We start from the raw sequence: 19,757 nt of genomic DNA, 5'->3' as shown, positions 1-19,757 counted from the left end.
CTCACTCAGTGGGTCTCGCGCGGATACGCCTGGATCTGCACCGTCACGTGCTCGGCCCCCTCGGGCAGCGGAGCCGTCAGATCCGGTGTCTTGTACTTCTCGAACACCGCCACGACCTCGCGCATCATCGCGGCGAGCTCGTCGGGCCGCAGGTGGAAGAGGACGTCCGACAGCAAACTCGCCTCCTGCCACTCGGGCGGCATCGTCTGCATCGCGTCGATGAAGCCGAACATGTTCTCGGCGTACGTCTGTCCGATCCCGTGCAAGAACCCCAGCGCCAGCTCAGGCTCCTGGTCCAGCAGTTCGGCCGCGTCGAACTCGGTCCCCTGGTGCGCGGCCTTCCACCAGCGGTCGCGCGCGTTGCCCCGGCTGTCGTCCTCCACCACGAGGCCCGCCTCGGCCAGCTGGCGAAGGTGATAGCTGGTCGCGCCGGTGTTCACCCCGAGCCGGCCCGCCAGGGTGGTGGCCGTCTGTGGCCCGTAGACCCGCAGCAGGCCGAGCATCCGGTTCCGCATCGGGTGCGCCAGCGCACGGACGAGGTGCCGATCCAGCCGGACGGTCTTGGCGTCCTGCGTGTTCTCGTCCTGCGCGGTCTTGTCGCGGGGGTTCTCGTCGCCGGGCGTCTCGCTCATGCTGTCGATCGTAGGACTGCAAAGACAGTTTGCAAAGAGTTTTTGCAAACGAGTTGTGCGATCGGTTGTCCACAGGTCGCGAATCGGTCGTCGGGGCGGGGTGGAATCGCGGCATCTTCTCCGGTGAGACAGGGACCGGGCGCGCCCCTCGAGGCCGCCCGGTCCGCACCATGAAACGGAGATCAACCCATGCTGCGAGTGATGCTCGAGGACGCGGACTACTGCGACGTCCCCGCCGACCTGATGACGTTCGACGACGGGGCGGTGGTGTTCTGGCGCGAGGGTGAGGAGGTCGGCCGGCACCGCCAGGCCCGGATCCGCTCCCTGGAGCTGATGGACCCCCGCTCGATGACCCGCAAGATCAAGGCCGCCCGCAAGAACCATCCGAACGCGTTCCGCCCGTGGTCCGCCGCCGACGAGGAGACCCTGACCGAGATGTATCGCAACGGCGCGACCAAGGACCAGCTGATCGATGCCCTCGGCCGCCAGGAGGGCGGCATCGCCACCCGCCTGCGCGGCCTCGGCCTCCTCCCGGAGGACGAGAAACTGCGATGAGTCCTCCCTCCACAACCAGCTGTGGGCGAGACCTCTTTGTGATCCGGCGGAGCGGTCGGCGACAATGGCGCGATGCAGGCAGAGGTGCACCCGGATCCCAGCGGCCCGGCCCTGGATCCGCGGGCCACGTCCGGCGATCCGGCCCCGGCGTCACAGCCGGAGCCCGGCGCGTGGGAGGTGATCCGGACGGCGCTACTGGACCAGACCGGTCTGGTCCGTGCGCTCGCCGCCGGCCGTCGCCGCGGCGCCGAGGCACCGCCCTACCTCCGGATCGAGCTCAGGTACGTCGACCTGAAAGGGCAGCGCCACCTGCAGATCACCGAGTACGACGAACGCCAGGCCCATACCCGCAACGTCGCGGCGTCGGACAGCGAGAAGGCCGTCGACGAACTGCTCGACCTGCCGTACGGGACGTGGCATGTCGAGACGACCACCGAGACACTGCGGCTGCGCTACACCAAGAAGGGCAAGGAGCTGCTCCACCGGCAGGAGGACAGCCGCGAGCAGAAGACCGGCCACGACCGGGTGAAGCAGCGTGTGCTCGACCCGGCCGCGCCGTTCCTGATCGAGCTCGGCATCAGCGACCACCAGGGCCGGGTGAAGCCGTCGCGGCAGGCGAAGTACAAGCAGATCGAGGAGTTCTGCAAGCTGCTCGCGCCCGCCCTGGACGAGGCTGTCTCGGCCGGCCGGATCACGACCGGCCGGCCATTGCAGGTCGTCGACCTCGGCTGCGGCAACGCCTACCTCACCCTGGCCGCGTATCACCTGCTGTCCGCGGCCGGGCACGACGTCCGGATGACCGGCATCGATCACAACCCGGCCGCCCGGAAGCGGAACACCCGGGTGGTCGAGGCGCTCGGCTGGCAGGATCACCTGCGCTTCGTCGACGCGACCATCCAGGCCGCGGAGCTCGACGTACGTCCGGACGTCGTACTGGCGCTGCACGCGTGCGACACGGCGACCGACGACGCGCTGGCCCGGGCGGTCGGCTGGGAGGCTCCGCTGGTGCTCGCGGCTCCGTGCTGTCATCACGACATCCAAAAGCAGCTCAAGAGCGTCTCACCACCGGCGCCTTATGCGCTGATGACGAGATATGGCATCGTTCGTGAGCGGTTCGCCGACGTCCTGACGGATTCGCTGCGGGCGGCGGTGCTGAGGCAGGTCGGTTACCGAGTGGAGGTCGTGCAGTTCGTGGACAGTCAGCACACCCCGCGCAACCTGCTGCTCCGCGCCGCCCGGACCGGCGCCAAGCCGACCGCCGATGTGCAGTCCGAGTACCAGACCTTGATCGCCGACTGGCAGGTCACACCGCGCCTGGCCCAGCTCCTGCTCCCGCCGGCAGCCGAGGCCCGGCCAGAACAGGCAGCCGGCTCCGAGGTGATGCCGTGAGACAGCTCCGGACGGTACTTGCCCTGACCGCCGCAGCCCTGTTCACGCTCGCCGGCGCCGCCCTGCCCACCTCCGCGTCGGCCACCACCTCCGCGTCGGCCACCACCACCGCGGACCCGACGCCGCCGAAGAAGCTGTTCACGATCAAGGACGACCGGATCAAGGACCCGTCGGGGCTGGCGAAGAGCCAGAATTACGACGACCTCTACTGGACGGCGAACGCGACGACTGACAGTGTCCGGGTGTTCGGCCTCGACACCACCGGCAGGTTGAAGGTGGAGCTCGGGTTCAAGGCGCAGGTGCAGGACATCGAGGCGGTCGGGGTGGACCGCGACGGCACGATCTACATCGCGGACATCGGCGACAACAAGGCCAACCGGGACATGATCGAGATCTACACGATCCCGGAGCCGGCCTCGCTGAAGGACTCCGACAGCGTCAAGTACCACCGGTTCGACTTCACCTACCCTGACGGTCCGCACGACGCCGAGACCCTGCTGGTCGAGCCCGGGACGAACCAGCTCTACATCGTCACGAAGTCGACGAAGGGCACCGGCGCGATCTACGCGGCGCCACCGGCACCGACCCGCCAGGGCACGAACGAGCTCTCCAAGCTCGCCCCGGCCCCGTCCGGCGTGATCACCGACGGCACGTTCCTGCCGGACGGTCAGCGCGTCGTGCTGCGAACGAACCGCGACGTCGCCACCGTCGCGTGGGGCGACACCCCGACGGCGATCGCCCGCACCCCGGTCGCGTTCGGCGAAGGTGAGAGCGTCGCCGTCGGCCCGACCGACACGACGGTCCTCGTCGGGACCGAGGGCACCAACTCGGCCGTCTACCAGGTCCAGATCCCCGCGAAGGCAGCCGCCGCCACACCCCCCGCGGCCTCCGCGACCCCCAAGCCCACCAGCAGCGCCGACGCCAACAGCGATACCGGCAAGAACCACAACCTCCGCTGGATCCTCATCGGCGCCGCCCTCTTCGCCCTCATCATCACCATCGTCACCTTCCCTCCAGGCCGCCGCGAACGCCTCGACCGCATGGCCGAAAACGCCCGCCTAACCGGCCAAACCCCCCGCACTCCCCACCGTCGCTCCCACTCCTAACCCCGGCACCACGCACCACCCACCCTGGTCCGCGGCGCTGAGCCACAGCCGCTCACAGGCGGTGCTTTGCCTGGCCACCGCGGTCAGGTGGGAAGCAACCTGCAAAGCATCGGCTGGGAGCTACCTGCACGGACGAGCGATGGCTGCGGCAGCGGCAGGTGCTGGGGAGACAAACAGCCGCCGGCCCCGGGCTGGGGTCGGCGGCTGTGGGGTGCGGCGGGTTACTTCAGGCGGTCGACGACGAAGTCGATGGCTTGGGTGAGCTTTTCGACGTCGTCGGGGTCCACCGCGGGGAACATCGCGACGCGCAGCTGGTTGCGGCCGAGTTTGCGGTAGGGCTCGGTGTCGACGATTCCGTTGGCGCGCAGCGTCTTCGCGACCGCGGCGGCGTCGATCGCGTCGTCCAGGTCGACGGTGCCGATGACGAGCGAGCGAGCGTCCGGGTCCTCGACGTACGGCGTCGCGTAGTCGGATTTCTCGGCCCAGGTGTAGAGCCGGGTGCTCGAGTCGGTCGTCCGGGCGACGCTCCACTCCAGGCCGCCCTGGTTGTTGATCCAGTCGGTCTGCTCTGCCATCAGGAACAGCGTGGCCAGCGACGGAGTGTTGTAGGTCTGGTGCTTGCTCGAGTTGTCGATCGCGGTGGCCAGGTCCAGGAACGCCGGGATCCACCGGCCGGACGCGGTGATCTCCTCGACCCGCGCCAGCGCGGCCGGGCTCATCAGCGCGATCCACAGACCGCCGTCCGAGGCGAAGCACTTCTGCGGCGCGAAGTAGTAGACGTCGACCTCGTTGATGTCGACCGGCAGGCCGCCGGCGCCCGAGGTGGCGTCGATCGCGACCAGCGCGCCCTCGTCGGCGCCCTCGACCCGCTTGACCGGTGCCATCACGCCGGTGGAGGTCTCGTTGTGCGGCCACGCGTACAGGTCGACGCCGGCCTCGGCGACGGCGACCGGGCGCGTGCCGGGGTCGGACTTCACGATGGTCGGGTCGGCGAGATGCGGCGCGAGCTGTGCGGCCTTGGCGAACTTCGACGAGAACTCACCGAAGCTCAGGTGCTGGCTCTTCTCCCGGATCAGCCCGAACGTCGCGATGTCCCAGAACGCGGTCGAGCCGCCGTTGCCGAGCACCACCTGGTATCCGTCCGGCAACTGGAACAGGTCGGACACACCCTGCTGCACCCGGGCCACCAGGTTCTTCACCGGCGCCTGCCGGTGCGACGTACCGAGCAGCTTGGCGCCCTCGGTCGCCAGTGCGGCCACAGCCTCCGGCCGCACCTTCGACGGCCCGGCCCCGAAGCGTCCATCAGCGGGCTTGAGCTCTGCAGGAATCAGAATCTCGCTGGTCACCAGCGTTTCCCTTCGTCGTCTGCGTTCAGAAAGCCGACGACGCTGTCAGCGCACCCCATCCTCCCACACCCACCGCAACCCCCACCCCCGGGTCTCATCCCAGCCACGCCGCTCGGGGGCCGGGGTGCGGTGGGGAGTTGGGGTCACTCGTGTTTGCGGGTGATTGTTTGGGTGCCGGTCAGGAAGGCGACGGGGCCGTCCGGGCTGTCGGTCCACTCGCCGCACGCGCCACCACCCTCGGCGACGTCGAGTGTCAGCTCGGACCCGTCCATCCGCAACGCCGGGTGGTAGTACTGGGCGACCTTCTCGGCTTCGCCTTGGATGTAGTGGCCGATGAGAGCTCGGCGGAAGCGGTCGGTGGTGACATTCGGAGCGCTGCCGTGGACCAGGGCGCCGTGGAAGAACAGGACGTCGCCCGGTTCCATCTCGACGGGTACAGCGGCGCCCGCCTCAGGCAGCGGGACGGTGATGTCGGTGAAGCTGACCGTGGTGTCCGCCTTTTCGGTGCACAGGATCGGCCAGCGGTGGCTGCCGGGCACGACCTCGAGGCAGCCGTTCGCGCGGTCGACCCGGTCGAGCGCCATCCACGCCGCGACGCAGGTGCCGGGGTCGGCCTTCAGGTAGAAGTTGTCCTGGTGCAGCGCCTGCCCCCGCGAACCCGGCGGCTTGAAGTAGATCATCGTCTGCACCGCGTACGGCGACCTGCCGAGCAGCGCGATCATCACCCGATCGATCCGCGGGTCGATCATCCACTGCAGCGAGGCGTCGTCCCAGCGGTGCATCTGCGCCATCCGCGGGTACCGCTTGAGCGGATCCCGGTCGGTCGCGGTGTGCCCGGCGAAGTCGTGTGGGTTGGTCCCACGGCGGCGCACCTCCATGTAGTGGTCCCGCAGCCGATCGACCTCGTCCTCGCTCCACAGTCCGCGCACCAGCGTGTACCCGGTCTCGTCGAACTCCGCCTTGTACGCCGCGCCGGTCTGCTCATCGATGTTGTACGAAACGCTCATCCACAACTCCCGCACTCGATCCGCCACTCAGGCAAGGACCGCCTACTCTGTCCCTGACACAGCAATTCTCCGACCGATCGCCGCCGGCCGACCACGGACGATTCACGCGAGGTGTTGAACTTTTGTCGCATCACCCGGCAGTGCACGCGCCCTTGCGGATCACTCTGCTGTCACCGCCGACGTTCTGGCGCTGCGAGCCGAGCTGGTCCTGGACGTCGCGTCCGCTCCCGGACCATCTGTTGTGGTGTGTGCTGGATGGACGTGGCCGGCTGGAGCTCGGCGGCGACCTGCGGGAGTTGCACCCTGGTGTCTGTGCAGTCTTCGCACCGGGCGACGCCCCGCGAGCGACCCATGATCCGCGCCGGCGCTTGCTGGTGTTCGGCATGCATTTCGAGGTCGACCACCCGAGGGTGGCTCAGGATCCGCGGTGGGGCGAGGTGATGGATCGCGAGTTGCTCGGCGTACTCGCGCGCACCTGCGACGCGTCGTACCGGCGGCAGGATGCGTTGGGCCGGAGGCAGGCGGAGCTGTGTCTGGAGCAACTGCTCGGGGTGATCTGGGACGCGGTCCACAACCCCGGGCGGAGCGCGACCGACACGGCTGTGGACGAGGTGGCGCGGCAGATCCGGCAGGATCCCAGTCACGACTGGACCGTCACGGAGATGGCTCGCCGGGCCGCACTCTCCAGGGCGCAGTTCACCCGGAGGTTCGTCGCACAGCTCGGGATGTCGCCCGCGCAGTACCTGATCCAGTCCAGGATCGACCGCGCTCACCAGCTACTGACCGATTCAGGGATGACGGTGACCCAGACAGCCGCCGCGCTCGGCTACACCGACGTCCCGTACTTCAGCCGCCAGTACAAGCAACGAACCGGCCGGTCACCAAGCCAGGATCGGTGACTAGGACCGCCAGCGAGTCAGCACGTCGTCGAGTTGCGAGCGGATCTGATCGCGGGCGTCCTGCCGACTGATGCCGGTCATCAGGAGCCTGTCGTAGGGCGTGTCCTCGTGGCGAATGGAGGCAACCACCGCGAGCGTGATCGCGTGCTCATCGAGGGCTCGGCCGGCCGCCGATCTGCCGACCCGTCCACTGCTGCGGGTCCCGGCGTGCAGGGCGATCGCTGTGGCGCGCGACGCCGGGCAGGCGGGGAACAGATGCTGGATCTCGATGGCCAGCCGGTGCTGGAAGTCGATGTCCTCGATCGCACGCCGCTCCCGCGACCGTTCGCGCTGCCGCGCCCGGAGGTCCTCGTCGGCGAGGCACTGCTCCTCGGCGATCTCCAGTGCGGCTTGCTCAACCAGGACGCCTTGGCGCTCGTACCGTTTCCGCGCCCGGCTCCACCGGACCACGACCGCCGACAGCGTGCTCGCCGTCCGCGCGCGCCGGGTCAGCGCGGTGTTGCCCGACGGCAGGAACACGAGGTGGTCGAGATCCGCACAACCGAGACAGTGCGGCGCGTCGTTCTCCAGACGCATCAGATCTGGCTCGGTCGTTCCACAGTCCGCGCAGGTGAACTCTTTCACTGGCGAGATGACCAGCAGGTCGTCCGGCTTCACGACCAAAGACCTTACGTCCGAAGGATGGTGGCCCATAACCCACACTTCTTCGGACGCAGGGGATTGATCAGGCCCAGTCCGGGTTCCAGCCCTCGATGGAGGTGGCTGGGCGGCTGGCGGGACCGGAGTAGATCGCGGACGGACGGATCAGGCGGCCGGTGCGCTTCTGCTCCAGCACGTGGGCGCTCCACCCGGCGGTCCGGGCACAAGTGAACATCGACGTGAACATCGGCGGCGGCACCTCCGCGAAGTCCAGGACGATCGCCGCCCAGAACTCCACGTTGGTCTCCAGCACCCGGTCCGGACGCCGCTCGCGCAGCTCTGCCAGCGCGGCCTGCTCCAACGCCTGCGCCACCTCGTAACGCGGTGCCGCCAGCTCTCGCGCCGTACGGCGAAGCACTCGGGCGCGCGGGTCCTCCGCCCGGTACACGCGGTGCCCGAAGCCCATCAAGCGCTCGCCGGCGTCCAGCAGGCCCTTCACGTACGCACGGGCGTCGCCACTGCGCTCCACGCCCTCGATCATCGTCAGTACCCGCGCCGGCGCCCCACCGTGCAACGGCCCGGACATCGCACCGACCGCACCGGACAACGCGGCAGCGACGTCCGCGCCGGTCGACGCGATCACGCGCGCGGTGAACGTCGACGCGTTCATGCCGTGCTCGGCCGCGGACGTCCAGTACGCGTCCACTGCCTGCACGTGCTTGGGATCCGGCTCACCGCGCCAGCGGATCATGAACCGCTCGGTGATCGTCTTCGCCTTGTCCACCTCGCGTTGCGGCACCATCGGATGCCCGATGCCACGAGCCGCCTGGGCGACGTACGACAGGGCCATCACCGCGGCCCGGGACAGGTCGTCGCGAGCCTGTACGTCGTCGATGTCGTAGAGCGGCCGCAGACCCCAGGCGGGTGCGAGCATGGCCAGCGCGGACTGCACGTCGACGCGGATGTCACCGGTATGGACAGGCAGCGGGAACGGCTCGGCCGGCGGCAGGCCCGGGGTGAACGCACCGTCGACCAGCAGGCCCCAGACCGCTCCGAACGGCACCCGGCCGACCAGGTCCTCGATGTCCACGCCGCGGTAGCGCAGCGCCGAACCTTCCTTGTCCGGCTCGGCGATCTGCGTGTCGAACGCGACCACGCCTTCCAGCCCGTGCTGCACCTCGGTCCTCGGATCTGACATGCGACTCCCTCGTCCTCGTGGCGGCGCACCCGGCCCACCAGAGACCGCGCGCACCGATAGGCGCCCAGGCAGCATAGTTCTCGCCGGTAACCTCCGGACAGATCTGTGACGAGCTCGGCACGTCGGCGCCGTGGACCGGTCGCGGGTCTACTCTCGACGCCATGGCCGCCAAGCCCAATCCCGCCCTCGGGCTCGTGCTCGGGATCATCGCCGGTTACGCCGCTGTCGTCGGTGCGTCCTACGCCGGCGCCCGGATACAGCTCACCCGCCAGGTCACGTTCGACAGCATCGTCCGGCACGGTCTGCAATGGCTCGTGCTGTTGCTCCTGATCGCCGCCGTGCTCGGCCTGCTGATGGCGGGCCGCACGATCGGCGCCGGTGTCATGGTCGGAGCCGGCGCCGTGATGGCCCTGGCCGGGCTGTTCGTCCAGGTGGCGCCGATCAACCGGGTGTCCGACCTGCTCAAGCTCTTCCAGGTCCCCGGCTCCAGCATCCCGCCGTACCTGCTGATGGACAGCTCGGTGCTGTTCATCGGAGTCGTCCTGCTCGTCGCCGGCATCGGGCGCTGGGCCTCCGACGCCAAGGTGGCCAGACTGCTGCAGGGCGGCGGTTCCCAGTCGGGCTACCCCGTGCAGCAGCAACCGCAGCAGTGGGGTGGGTACCCAGGCCAGCAGCAACAACCGCCGTACCCGGGCCAGCAGCAGCAACCGCAGCAGTACCCGGGTCAGCCGCCGCGATAACTTTCTCCGCGGAGCCAGCATCAGGCTCTGCATGGAAACGCTGATCGCCTACACCTTCTCTCACGACAGTGTGGCGAGGGCCGCCGCGGGCCGCGCCCGCGTCGAGGCGTACTACGGCGACCTGTGGAACCACGAGGCCAAACACCAGGGGTACGACGGCAGCACGCTCGGGCTGCACGTCTGGGATCGGCACGACGGCCACTGCTTCTGGCCGTCCTGGCACGACACCGGTGAGCTCCGCGTCGCCAGCCTGCACACCCCACTCGGCTATCAACGTGTCGTCGGCGAGGTCTCGCCGTACGACGCTCCTGGTCGGCTGGCTGAAGCGGTACGGCGTACTCCGGCCAGCTTCCTGGAATTGGCGCCACCGTTCACCATGGCCGTCCTGGACCCGGCCGAGGAACGGCTCGAGTTGTTCACCGACTCCATCGGCGTCGGTCGCCTCTTCCAGTTGCGGCTGTCCGACGGCTGGGTGTGGAGCAACCGCCCCGTCGCGGCCCTGCTCTTCGCTGGTGTGCCGGCCATGGCGGCTCCACGCGGTTGGAGTTTCGCTGCGGCGTGCGGCTGGTTCATGGACGACAGCACGCCGTACGACGGTGTGCTGGCTGTGCCCGGGGCGACACACATCGTTGCCGACGGCAGCCGTCGGCAACGTACGGTCAGCCGGATCGAGACGACCAGTGTGTGGTCGACGGACAGTCCGGACACGGTGGAGGAGACCGCCGAGGCACTGCAGGACGTGGCGCGGTCTGTGGGACGACTGTGGCCCGGCAGACCTACTGTCGACCTCAGTGGTGGTCGCGACTCCAGAGTGGTAGCTGCCGCGTTCCTGGCCGCCGGTGTGGATCTCAAGCTGAACAGCCACGACGCGGTGCCGGGTGAGGTCGAGGTGGCGGAGTCGCTCGTCCGGGCGTTGCCTGGCACGGTCGAGCATGTCGTCAGCCGCAAGCCCCCGGGCGGGCCGGTGCGGCCACAGCCGGTCAAGCCGCAGCCGCTCGAGCTGGTGGAGCGCGCGCGGCGCTGGCACAGGTACGCGGAGGGGCTCCGGCCCGCGAGCTACCTGTTCCACGCGCCGCCGAAGAATCTCACCGCGGTCGATCACCTCGCGATCGGCGGAGCCGGTGGTGAAGTCGCCCACGGCCACTTCTATCCGGCCGACGTACTGCAGCTCGACGAGCTCCCGCTGCAACGGAAACTGCATGCCTTCGGCAACCGCCTGCAGACCCGGCTGACGCCGACCGCGGGGCCGGCCGAACCGGCCCGGGCCGCGGTGGGCGAGCAGATCGAGCGTGTCCTGCTGACCGCGGTGCACGGCGGGATCCAGAACGCGACCATGCTCGACTACTTCTACGTCGTCGAACGGCTGCGCAGGTGGGGTACGACGGGAGAGCGGAGCGGAGTCGTGTCGCCACTGCTGATCCCGGCGTTCGTCCGGGCGGCCTTCGCGCTCGATCCGGCGCACCGCGTCGACAACGCGCTCCACGGCGCGCTGGTCCGCCGCCTCGTCCCCGAGTGGGCCGACATCCCCTTCTTCAAGCCGACCGCGGCCACACCGCGCCGAGCCCCGGCCAGAGTCCGCGCCCTCGCCGAGGCAGCCGACAGCGAACTCATCGAAACGCTCCTCACCGACGTCGAGGGCTTCGACGCCCACGCGCTCAACACCTTGTGGGCCGCATCCGCAGCCGGCGCAAGCTCAGCCGCCGCCGAAGCCACCCTTCGCCAAGCTCTCTGGCGTGCCACCTTCGACGACCACCTCGCGGAGGTCAACCACCATCTTCCGGCCGGCCCGCCACCGATCGTCCGAGTCGAGACACCCGCGCCGAAACCACCCGTACGACGCCGTACCCGCAGCCCGCTGGTCCGCGCCTTGGCTCGCACCAGGCTGTGGCGGGCCTACCGCCGCAGCAGGTTCGGACGTAAGTAGGCTCAGGGTGTGGATCTTGCGGAGATGCGGCGGGCGTACGGGCTAGGGGAGCTGCTCGAGAGTCAGGTGGATGCCGATCCGATCGTGCAGTTCCAGACCTGGCTGGCGCAGGCGACTGAGGCCGGGCTGCCTGAGCCCAACGCGATGGTGCTCGCGACCGCGGACGCCGATGGGCGCCCGTCGGCGCGGACCGTGTTGCTGAAGCGGGTCGACGCACGTGGTCTCGTGTTCTACACCAACCAGCAGTCCCACAAGGCCGACGACCTGGCCGCGAACCCCCACTGTGCGCTGGTCTTCCCGTGGCACGCGATGGAGCGGCAGGTCCGCGTCGAAGGAACCGTCACCAAGCTCCCGACCGACCAGGTCGACGAGTACTTCGCCAGTCGCCCGCGCGGGTCGCAGCTCGGCGCGTGGGCCTCGCAGCAGAGCCAGCCGGTCGAGTCTCGCGAGGAGCTCGACCTGCAATACACGTCGTACGAGCGACAGTGGCCGGAGGGCACGGACATCGCGACGCCGTACTTCTGGGGCGGCTATCTCGTCGAGCCGCTGGCGTTCGAGTTCTGGCAGGGCCGCACCGGCCGCCTGCACGACCGCCTGGCCTACCGACGGACCAACTCGTCCGGCTGGGAGTTGCTCAGGCTCCAACCCTGAGGAGCCTCTGAGGTCTCACGGAACCCGTACCGCGACCACCACTGGACCAGCGGCTTCGGCGCCCACCAGTTGACCCGCCCGAGCAGCCGCATCGTCGCCGGCACCAGCAGCGCCCGCACGATGGTCGCGTCCAGCGCGATCGCGATCACCAGCCCGACCCCGATCATCTTCACGAACACGATGCCCGACGTGGAGAACGCGGCCACCACGATGATGAGCAGCAAGGCGGCGCTGGTGATGATCCCGCCGGTCCGCTGCAGCCCCAGCGCGACCGCCTGGGTGTTGTCGCCGGTCCGGTCGTACTCCTCCCGGATCCGGCTGAGCAGGAACACCTCGTAGTCCATCGAGAGCCCGAACAGTACGGCGAACAGCAGCACCGGATTGGTCGCGTCGAGGAACCCGGCCGAGGTGAAGCCGAGCGCCCCGGACAGATGCCCGTCCTGGAAGATCCACACCATCGCCCCGAACGCCGCCGACAGCGACAGCACGTTCATCACCAGCGCCTTGGCCGGGAGTACGAAGGAGCCGAAGGCAACGAACAGCAGGACGAACGTGACCAGCACGATGAACCCGGCCATGTACGGCGCGCGCTCCCTCAGCACATGGAGCAGATCGATCACCGCTGCCGTCTCACCACCGACCTCGGCCTGCGTCCCGCCCGGCGGCGCGACCGCCCGAACACTGTGCACGACAGCTCGCGCCGGCAGCTCCTGTCCGGTGTAGTGCGTGTGCACGACGACCGAGGCGACACCGTTCTGATAGCCACCGATCCGGACGTTGTCGACCTCGCCGATCTGCCGCAGCGACTCCAGGTACGGCGACAACGAAGCAGCCGGATCGGCAGGCGGCGACGAGAACCGCGCCGCAACGAAGATGTCCGACCCACCGGCCCCGGCGAAGTCGCGCTGCAGCGTCTCGGTCACCGTTCGAGAGGTCGCGCCGGACGGCAGCGCTCGATGGTCGACGCCACCCAGTTGCGCCGACAGGAAGGGAATCCCGAGCACCAGCAGCACCGGGACGAGCACGAGCACATACCGCACCGGCCGCCGCATCACACTGTGCGCAAGGCGATACCACGCACCATGCTCGGTGGTAGCCCTCCGCTGCTTGAAGATCCGCAGGTTGTTCACCCGATGCCCCAGTACGGCGAGCAGTGCGGGCAGTGCGGTCAACGCCGCAATCATCGCGACCACGACCGCGGCGGCACCGCCGTACGCCATCGAGCGCAGGAACATCACCGGGAACAGCGCCAGGCTGCTGATCGCGACCCCGACCGTCACTCCGGAGAACGCGACCGTCCGCCCGGCCGTCGCCATCGTCGCAGTCAGCGCCGTCTCCACATCATTGCCTTTGGCAAGCTCCTCACGGAAGCGCGTGATGATGAACAGTGCGTAGTCGATCGCCAGCCCGAGCCCGATCATCGTGACGATGTTGATCGAGAAGATCGACACGTCGGTGACCGCCGACAGCCCGCGCAGCAGCACGAACGCGCCCAGGATTGCGAGCGCGCCGACGAACAGCGGCAACGACGCCGCGACCAGACCGCCGAAGACGACCACCAGCAGCACCAGCACGATCGGCGTCGAGATCGTCTCGGCCCGCACGATGTCGTGCTCGGTCTGCGTGTTCACCTCGTCGAACACCGCGATCTCCCCGCCGACCTTGGCGTCCAGCCCGGGCGGCGCCGTCCGGACCTTGTCGGCGATCCGGTGGAACGTCGCCAGCCGGGCCTCCTGATCCGCTCCGGCCAGCGTGAGTACGGCGTACGTGCTGTGCTGGTCCTTGGACACGAACACCGGGGACTTGGTGTTCCAGTACGTCTTGGTGCCGGTCACGTCGGCGGCCGGCAACCCGGACAGGTGACTCTCGACCGACTGCCGGAAGGCGGGATCGGCCACCGTCTTCGCGCCACCGTCGTACAGCACGATCACATCGGTGCCGGTGCGGCCGATGTTCTGCTCGATCGTGGCGACCGCGTGGGCGGCCTCGGTGTCCGGCGCGTCGAAGCCGCCGTTGGCCAGCGAGCCGAACACACCGGTGCCCCACGCCAGCCCGAGGGCGACGAAGACGCCGGTCAGGGCGAGCACCAGCCGGCGGCGCCGATACGTGAAGTGGCCGAGCGTCTCGAACACGAAAATCTCCCCCAGGGCGTAGATTTGAGCGGTCGGGGCCTGAGTGAACAGCGTTAACTGTTAACGGTGTTAACTCTAGACACTTGCCCTACGGCTATGTCAAGGAGAGTTTTCGGGTGGAGTTCGGTGCGAGCCGGCGGGACCGGCAGCGGGCGGCGACGCTGGCGGACATCAAGGCGGCCGCCCGCCGGTTGCTGGTCAGCGGTGGCGCGGCCGCGGTCGGCCTGCGCGCGGTCGCCCGCGAGCTCGGCCTCACCCCGCCGGCCCTCTACCGGTACTTCCCGAGCCACGAGGCCCTCATCGGCGCGCTGATCGCCGACCTGTACGACGAACTGACGACGGCGCTGGTGGAGTTGCAGAGCACCGATGAGGACATCGATCTGGGCGCCCGGCTGTATCTGCTGGCCAACGGGCTGCGGGACTGGGCACTGGCGCACCCGTCCGAGTTCGCGCTGCTGTTCGGCACCGCGATCCCGAACCCGTACGACGAGGATCACGCGGACACCCCCGGGCATCAGGCGGCGATGCGGTTCGGTGCCGTGTTCAAGGAACTGGTGGCGCAGATCTGGTACTGGAAGCCGTTCCCGTACCCACCCGACGAGGCGCTCGGCCCGGCGCTGGTCGCCCAGCTCACGCAGGAGTCGGAGCACTTCCACGGCATGCCGCCCGGAGCGATCTACCTGTCGCTGACCTACTGGACCAGGCTGTACGGTCTGATCTGCATGGAGGTGTTCGGCCAGCTGGACTGGGTGCTGCCGGATGCCGCCGCCTACTTCGAGGCGCAGCTCTTCGAGATCGGGCAAGCCCTGGGTCTCGACTGCCCGCCACCTGAGCAGTAGGAGGGCAGTAAAAAGCCCGCGGGCGCTTCCAGAACGCGACCGGGTGGCCGAAACTCTGGGTCAGGCGGACTGACCTGACTGCCCGCGGGCCCGGTGGCTGGCGTTGAATTGGCCGACCACTTGCCCACTAACTAGTGGTTGGCGGTCAACCCGCCGCCACCTCACGAGTCCGATAGCAATTCATGCGTTGGACCACCTCCCTTCGCGTGTACTGCGAACTTACTGTCCGGCGGTCCACGGTTCAACCGGTTTTCGCCCAGGGATGAACGACAATCGGAGCCATGATCAGACTTGGCCTCCCGGTGATCGTGCTGTTGGTCGGAACCGGCTGGTTCGCGTGGGCGTCGTACCGCCGGGCCGCCCTGGCAGAGCGGGCGCTGGCCGAGGTCAACGCCGAGCATCGGGCGCTGATGCACGAGGTCAGGACGCTGGAACGGGCGGTCGCGGCTGCCGAGCAGGGCCTGCGTACGCTCAGCTCGCATCCGTCGGTGCCGCGGGACGTCGCGGTCACCGCAGACCTGACCCTCGCCGACATCCGGCGCATGGTGGAACGCAAGGAGCTCGACGAGTAATGGCAAAACTGGGGAACGCTGCTGCCGCGATCAATCCCAAGGGTGGTGGCGGTGTCAAGGCGAAGGTGATCGGCGGCATCGTCCTCGTGGTGATCGTGATCATCGTGCTGGCCAACATCTTCAACTTCGCCAGCACCGACACGAACCGGATCGGCCTGCACTACGGCGGCGGCGTGGTCGAGGCGAAGAAGTTCAAGTCGATCATCCCGCCCGGCTCGACGAACAAGCTGATCGGCCCGGGCGACACGTTGTACACCTACCCGATCGACCAGCGCTCGTACATCATCGGCGGTGACGCCGCCGACACCGACGCGGCCGACGAGGTCACCGTGGTCAGCAAGGACAACGTCCGGCTCGGCGTCCGGGTCCAGGTCTACTTCACGCTGAACCGGGACAAGGACGTGATCAAGTCCTTCCACGAGCGGATCGGCCTGAAGACCGAGGCGTACGAGGAGCGCGGCTGGAACGACATGCTGCAGAGCTACTTCCGCCCGCAGATCGACCGGGCGCTGGCCGCGGTCGCGACGAACTACGGCTGGGCCGAGCTCTACAACAACGAGTCGAAGAAGGCCACCTTCCAGACCGCGGCGGCCCAGGAGTTCACCCGGTTGCTGCCGGCCGCCGTCGGCGGTGACTACTTCTGCGGGCCGTCGTACAACGGCAGCAACGACTGCGGCGAGCTGTCGTTCACGATCCAGAAGCCGACGCCGCTGGACAAGGGCATCATCGACGGCCTGGAGGCCAAGCAGCGCGCCGAGCTGGCCAAGGCCACCCAGGAGCAGAAGAACCAGCAGGTCAACGTCGAGCTGCAGTCGGTCAAGCAGCAGGTCGCGATGCTCGGCGCGCAGGGCTACCTGCTGAAGACCGCGATCGAGTCGGGCAAGATCCAGTTCATGGTCATCCCGCAGAACGGCAACGTCAGCATCCCGGTGCCGACCACGCCAACCACACCGACCACGACCGAACAACCGCGCTGACCCATGAGTGGCCTGCCGTCACATCTCGAGCTCGTGCAGGGCGTCGTGCTGCCCAGGCCGGTCGGCATGGACCCGGTGCTCGACTTCGTCAACACGCGGTCCGACTGGACCACCCGTGGCCCGGCCCGGACCGAGTGGCTGACGTCGTACGAGGCCTTCCTGATCTGGACGTCGTACGTCGGCCTGTTGCGGCCGGCGACCGTGTTCCGGCTGATCGAGCAGGCCGGCGGCAAGCCGACCGAGACGGCGCGGCGACTGAACGCGACGCTGGAGTTCCGGGTCGACCTGTACGACGTCCTGACCGGCGAGGCGACCGACGGGTCGTTCGAGGCGGTGGCGCGGGTGATCGAGCGGGCATCCGGGCGACGGCGTCTGGTGCCGACCGACGAGGGTGCCGGCTGGGAGCTGCCGGAGGATCTCGCCCAGCCGCTCGACCACCTCGCGCTGCTCGCGGGTGAGCTGCTCACCGGTCCGTCCCGCGCCCACGTGCGCGTGTGCCCGGGGGAGTCGTGCGGCTGGCTGTTCCTCGATCCGCGCGGACGCCGTCGCTGGTGCTCGATGGCCACCTGCGGCAACCGCGCCAAGGTCCGCGCCCACGCCGCGCGTGCGCGTTAGGGTCCGCGGACATTTCGACAAGACGTGTCTGCGTCTGGCAGGACGACGTACGGTCACACGACCGGCCGGCGCCTCGTCAGTGGAGGTATACGTCGACCTGCACAGGCCACATGGCGGGAGGAGGTTTGCCCGATCTCCCCTGGTCTTGCTCCTCTCCCGTGATCTTTCGGAGGTAGAAGGAGCAACTTGAGGGGTTATCCGGCCCTCCTGCTCAATGTGTGGGTGGTTCGCGCGGCTTTGGGTCGCGCGCCGGTGCGGGCTGTGTGGCCGCACCCTGCCCGAAATTCTGCGGTCGTCGAGTCGTGGATTCGGGGGGAGGATTGGTGGTTTCTGGGACCGCGATCCACGACTCGGTGCCACGCCTCTCGTCTCCCCGGGGGCAACGACCGGGCCGGTTAGCGGCCTGGTGGTGCCGGGGTGTCCCCGGAGGTGCTGCGACGGGGTGTTCGGGTTGCGTCGGCAGGCGGGCGTGGGGGAGGACAGGTACTGGCGGGGCGGGACCTGCAATAACGGCTCGTCTGCTGGATGTGTGGTCGAGGTCGGCCGGGCGTGTCAGCTCGACAGGTGGTGTCGGTCCAGGGGTGCTGGTCGGAGGAGGCATTCACGCCTGGCTCCGGCCGGCCAGGCCGGGGCCGGGGCGGACACCTCCTGTCGCCCCGGCACACCCAGCCTCCGGGCCCGCGTCCGCAGCCCGGACCGGCCGCCGCCCACGGGCGGGCAGGTGCAGTGCTGGACGGGTTCGTCGTGGCGGCGGCCGGGACCGGTGGCGATCTGCGCGGCCTGGGACACCATCTGGTGGCCTCGGACAGGCTGTGCGGTGTCCGAGGTCCCCGGTACCTGTCCAGGGTCGCGGCAACCGCGCCGATCAACACCTCCGGCGGCGCAGGTATGTCGGGACCGCGGTATCTGGACGTGTGGAGGCTGCCGACCGGATGCCGGGACCCCGGAGCCGCGACCGGACCACGGGCCGTCTGAGGTCACCGGTCCTGGGTCCGCCCGCCGACCACGACACGGCAGGTGGGCCACCACCCACACATCGAGCAGAAGAGCCGGATATCCGGCGCTCCGGTCGGTTCCGTGGGTGTTGCCCGTGCCGTCGACCGGATCGCCAGGCCATCACAACGAGGCGAGGACGAAGGCCTCCCACCGACGATCGCGGCGTCTCGGCGATTGTGATGGCCTGGAAGTCCACCCACACCCCGCCCTGCGGCGGTGGCGGTCTCGGCGATGCCGCGCCGCTGACCGGACCTGCACCACTCACCAAACAGCACGATGCCAGACAGGCCCCGCTCGCCCGCGAACACTCGGCGGCTGACGGACGGGGTTGGTGAGTGCGCCACGTCCGCCCAGGTCGAGACCCGCGGACAGGCCGGGCCGGGCTGGGGAGGATCTTCACACCCGATCCGGGACGAGATCCTCCCCACCCCCGGCGGCAACCGAACAGGACAAGGCCGACGGCCGAGACGCGAAGGAGGCGATCGAACCACCCACGGATACTCAGAAGAGCTGGAGATCCCCTCGCCGCGGGCAGCGGTTCGGCCGCCCGAGGCGAGCGGCTACAGCCGTCGGTCCATGGATCCAGGTGCCGCTAGTTGAAGGCCGCTGGGTCGACGGTGATCCAGGTGTGCCGGGCGCGGGCGAGTACCCGGCCGTCGGCGTCGTACAGGGTGCTGGCGGTGAAGGTCTTGCGGCCGTCCTCGCCGAGGTAGCGGCCGAGCGCGACACACTCCTCGCCGGCCTGCGGCCGCGCGTCGATGCAGGCCGTCAGTTGCCCGAGGACCGACGGGCGGCCCTCCAGGTCGATCGTCCAGCCGCCCGGACAGTCCAGGGCGGACCACAGGAAGATCTCGTCGACCAGGCCGTCGTGGCGCGCCAGGTCGGCGGCCGGCTTCCAGGTGCACGCCGTACGCCCGTCGCCGACCGGCCCCGGCTTGAGCTGCAGACCGCGTGAGTTGGCCGGCCCGCACACGAAGCACGTCGGAAACGGATGATCCGTGAGCCCCCGGTACGCCGCCTCCGCCACCCGGGCCTCTTCCGGCAGGACCGGGTCGATCGTCGCGTCCGCCAGGAAGTCGCCGTCGACCGGCACGGCCTGGGCCACCAGGCTGTCCGCATCCAGCAGCCGCGCGCCGTCGGCATCCGCGGTCAGCTCGAGCTCCTTCTCCAACGGCGGCGGCATCCGCAACGTCACCTTCGGCACCACGTCCGGCCCGATCGTCCCGGCCAATGCGGTCCCCACCAGACCGGCGACGTACCCGCCGTTGCCCGACCGCTCCGGTCCTTGAAACCGCCGTTCGACCCGCACCAGATTCATAGGCCCCGACCCTAGTACCAGTCACGCATGCCGACCGTACAGCGACGGACGGTGATCGCGACCGGCGGAGCCGATCTTCGGCCGAAGATGCTGACGAAGAGGAAGTGTGAGTGCCCAGAACCGTGGGAAGGAAGGAGTTTCAGAGAAATCTGAGGAATTCTCGGAGATTACCGGGCTGAGCCCTCCAGTTCAAACGACCGCTTGAACTATGCTGACTGCAGG

At 69.0% G+C, this 19,757-nt stretch carries 18 protein-coding genes; 11 read left to right on the top strand and 7 right to left on the bottom strand.

Annotation, left to right across the window (positions count from 1 at the left end):
- Positions 1-5: 5 nt before the first annotated feature.
- Entirely contained in the window at positions 6-632 is a 627-nt protein-coding gene (locus tag OG558_RS04650) for a helix-turn-helix domain-containing protein (protein WP_405069115.1), read from the bottom strand.
- Between the two features lie 189 nt (positions 633-821).
- Between OG558_RS04650 and OG558_RS04645 the strand changes: the two genes are divergently transcribed.
- The 3 genes from OG558_RS04645 to OG558_RS04635 all read left to right on the top strand — a co-directional run bounded on the left by OG558_RS04645 (position 822) and on the right by OG558_RS04635 (position 3,682).
- Entirely contained in the window at positions 822-1,187 is a 366-nt protein-coding gene (locus tag OG558_RS04645; RefSeq protein ID WP_405069114.1) for a hypothetical protein, read from the top strand.
- 72 nt (positions 1,188-1,259) lie between these two features.
- Entirely contained in the window at positions 1,260-2,576 is a 1,317-nt protein-coding gene (locus OG558_RS04640; RefSeq protein ID WP_405069113.1) for a class I SAM-dependent methyltransferase, read from the top strand.
- Complete coding sequence (locus OG558_RS04635; protein ID WP_405069112.1) at positions 2,573-3,682, top strand: hypothetical protein; 1,110 nt, start codon at positions 2,573-2,575, stop codon at positions 3,680-3,682. Before OG558_RS04640 ends, OG558_RS04635 begins: the two co-directional genes overlap by 4 nt.
- A gap of 221 nt (positions 3,683-3,903) precedes the next feature.
- Here the strand turns inward: OG558_RS04635 and serC are convergent, their stop codons facing one another.
- Both serC and OG558_RS04625 read right to left on the bottom strand, forming a co-directional pair.
- Positions 3,904-5,028: a phosphoserine transaminase gene (gene serC / locus OG558_RS04630; protein ID WP_405069111.1), complete on the bottom strand. Its 1,125-nt coding sequence runs from the start codon at positions 5,026-5,028 to the stop codon at positions 3,904-3,906.
- A 143-nt stretch (positions 5,029-5,171) separates the two neighbouring features.
- Positions 5,172-6,035 carry a phytanoyl-CoA dioxygenase family protein gene (locus tag OG558_RS04625; protein WP_405069110.1) on the bottom strand — a complete coding sequence of 288 codons (864 nt, stop codon included), beginning with the start codon at positions 6,033-6,035 and terminating at the stop codon, positions 5,172-5,174.
- 140 nt (positions 6,036-6,175) lie between these two features.
- On the opposite strand from OG558_RS04625, the gene OG558_RS04620 reads away from it, so the two are divergent.
- Complete coding sequence (locus OG558_RS04620) at positions 6,176-6,934, top strand: helix-turn-helix domain-containing protein (protein ID WP_405069109.1); 759 nt, start codon at positions 6,176-6,178, stop codon at positions 6,932-6,934.
- Here OG558_RS04620 and OG558_RS04615 read toward each other — a convergent pair whose 3' ends face one another.
- Positions 6,935-7,591 (bottom strand): DUF2293 domain-containing protein, encoded by a 657-nt coding sequence (locus tag OG558_RS04615; RefSeq protein WP_405069108.1) that lies wholly within the window; start codon positions 7,589-7,591, stop codon positions 6,935-6,937.
- A 67-nt stretch (positions 7,592-7,658) separates the two neighbouring features.
- Positions 7,659-8,771, bottom strand: a complete 1,113-nt coding sequence (locus OG558_RS04610; protein WP_329481866.1) for a citrate synthase 2 — start codon at positions 8,769-8,771, stop codon at positions 7,659-7,661.
- A gap of 161 nt (positions 8,772-8,932) precedes the next feature.
- Between OG558_RS04610 and OG558_RS04605 the strand changes: the two genes are divergently transcribed.
- Genes OG558_RS04605 through pdxH form a run of 3 tightly spaced genes read left to right on the top strand, consistent with a single transcriptional unit; the run spans position 8,933 to position 12,086 of the window.
- Positions 8,933-9,511: a hypothetical protein gene (locus tag OG558_RS04605; protein WP_405069107.1), complete on the top strand. Its 579-nt coding sequence runs from the start codon at positions 8,933-8,935 to the stop codon at positions 9,509-9,511.
- Positions 9,512-9,542: 31 nt separating this feature from the next.
- Positions 9,543-11,435 carry a hypothetical protein gene (locus OG558_RS04600; RefSeq protein ID WP_405069106.1) on the top strand — a complete coding sequence of 631 codons (1,893 nt, stop codon included), beginning with the start codon at positions 9,543-9,545 and terminating at the stop codon, positions 11,433-11,435.
- Positions 11,436-11,444: 9 nt separating this feature from the next.
- Positions 11,445-12,086, top strand: a complete 642-nt coding sequence (gene pdxH / locus OG558_RS04595; RefSeq protein ID WP_405069105.1) for a pyridoxamine 5'-phosphate oxidase — start codon at positions 11,445-11,447, stop codon at positions 12,084-12,086.
- On the opposite strand, the gene OG558_RS04590 is transcribed toward pdxH, so the two are convergent.
- Positions 12,035-14,218: an MMPL family transporter gene (locus OG558_RS04590; protein ID WP_405069104.1), complete on the bottom strand. Its 2,184-nt coding sequence runs from the start codon at positions 14,216-14,218 to the stop codon at positions 12,035-12,037. The two genes, pdxH and OG558_RS04590, sit on opposite strands and share 52 nt — an antisense overlap.
- 116 nt (positions 14,219-14,334) lie before the next feature.
- Here OG558_RS04590 and OG558_RS04585 point away from each other — a divergent pair, with 116 nt between their 5' ends.
- The 4 genes from OG558_RS04585 (at position 14,335) to OG558_RS04570 (ending at position 17,221) form a co-directional block, all read left to right on the top strand.
- Positions 14,335-15,057, top strand: coding sequence for a TetR/AcrR family transcriptional regulator (locus tag OG558_RS04585; RefSeq protein ID WP_329481856.1), 723 nt, complete (start codon positions 14,335-14,337; stop codon positions 15,055-15,057).
- 281 nt (positions 15,058-15,338) lie between these two features.
- Positions 15,339-15,629: a hypothetical protein gene (locus OG558_RS04580; RefSeq protein WP_405069103.1), complete on the top strand. Its 291-nt coding sequence runs from the start codon at positions 15,339-15,341 to the stop codon at positions 15,627-15,629.
- On the top strand, positions 15,629-16,606 hold the full coding sequence (locus OG558_RS04575) for an SPFH domain-containing protein (RefSeq protein WP_405069102.1): 978 nt from the start codon (positions 15,629-15,631) through the stop codon (positions 16,604-16,606). Before OG558_RS04580 ends, OG558_RS04575 begins: the two co-directional genes overlap by 1 nt.
- A gap of 3 nt (positions 16,607-16,609) precedes the next feature.
- On the top strand, positions 16,610-17,221 hold the full coding sequence (locus tag OG558_RS04570; protein ID WP_405069101.1) for a CGNR zinc finger domain-containing protein: 612 nt from the start codon (positions 16,610-16,612) through the stop codon (positions 17,219-17,221).
- A gap of 1,588 nt (positions 17,222-18,809) precedes the next feature.
- On the opposite strand, the gene OG558_RS04565 is transcribed toward OG558_RS04570, so the two are convergent.
- The gene (locus OG558_RS04565; RefSeq protein WP_405069100.1) at positions 18,810-19,535 is read right to left on the bottom strand and encodes a PaaI family thioesterase; all 726 of its coding nucleotides are present in this window, start codon (positions 19,533-19,535) and stop codon (positions 18,810-18,812) included.
- Positions 19,536-19,757: the final 222 nt, after the last annotated feature.

Origin of the sequence: Kribbella sp. NBC_01510 (assembly GCF_045040325.1) — a bacterium.
GTDB lineage: Bacteria > Actinomycetota > Actinomycetes > Propionibacteriales > Kribbellaceae > Kribbella.
Note: the sequence above shows the minus strand (reverse complement) of the source record. Positions and strands in the feature narration are given on the sequence as shown.